1 protein-coding gene is annotated in these 1,015 nt (G+C 71.1%); it reads right to left on the bottom strand.

All coding sequences use genetic code 11. The features are described from left to right. Positions 1-1,015: type I polyketide synthase (locus MCAG_RS02990; RefSeq protein ID WP_198141480.1), on the bottom strand; the 1,015-nt coding region annotated here is incomplete at both ends.

Here is a 1,015-nt window from a genome sequence, read left to right as displayed (position 1 = left end):
GAGGTCGCATTCGTTGGTGCGTAGTGCTTGGCTGGCGAGGTGGAGGGCTACTAGTGAGGCGGAGCAGGCGGTGTCGACGGTGACGGCGGGGCCTTCGAGGCCGTAGGTGTAGGAGAGTCGGCCGGAGATGACGCTGGCGGAGCCGCTGGTGAGGAGGTATCCCTCGAAGGTGTCGGGGGATTGGGTGAGGAGGTTGGCGTAGTCCTGGCCGCCGGCGCCGACGAAGACGCCGGTTCGTGAGCCGCGCAGTGTGGGTGGGGTGATGCCGGCGCGTTCGAATGCTTCCCAGGAGGTTTCCAGGAGCAGGCGTTGTTGTGGGTCCAGGCCCAACGCTTCTCGGGGAGAGATCCCGAAGAACGCGGCGTCGAACTCACCCGGACCAGCAAGGAAACCACCCTCGCGCGCGTACGTGCGTCCGACGCTGGTGGGGTCCGGGTCGTACAGGTTCTCCAGGTCCCACCCGCGATCCGTGGGGAACTCTCCGATCGCGTCCGTGCCGGTGAAAACGAGCTGCCACAGGTCCTCCGGCGAGTTGACGCCCCCGGGGAACCGGCACGCCATGCCCACGATCACCACCGGGTCGTCGTCGTCCGTGGGGTCGACCGTCCTGACCAGTCGGGCCGGGGCGGGCGCCACCGCGGGTCCGTCGCCGACCTCGGTGAGCACCAGCCGGGCGACGGCGGCCGGGGTGGGGTGGTCGAAGACCAACGTGGCCGGCAGCCGCAACCCCGTCACCGCGTTGAGCCGGTTACGCAACTCCACCGCCGTCAACGAGTCGAACCCCATCTCCTGAAACGCCCGCTCCGCCGCGATCGCCTCCGCCGACTCGTGCCCCAACACCCCGGCGACCTCGGTGCGGACCAGCATGCGGACGGTCAGCTCGCGCTCGGCCGCGGTCAGCGTGGCCAGCCGCTGGCGCAGCGTCTCGGCGCCCGCCCCGCCGGCCTCGACGACGCGCCGCGCGGGCGCGCGGACCTTGCCCGCAGGACCAGGGGGACGTCGTCGGCGCGACGCA

Source organism: Micromonospora sp. ATCC 39149 (assembly GCF_000158815.1).
In the GTDB taxonomy this organism is placed as follows: Bacteria; Actinomycetota; Actinomycetes; order Mycobacteriales; family Micromonosporaceae; genus Micromonospora.
Note: the sequence above shows the minus strand (reverse complement) of the source record. Positions and strands in the feature narration are given on the sequence as shown.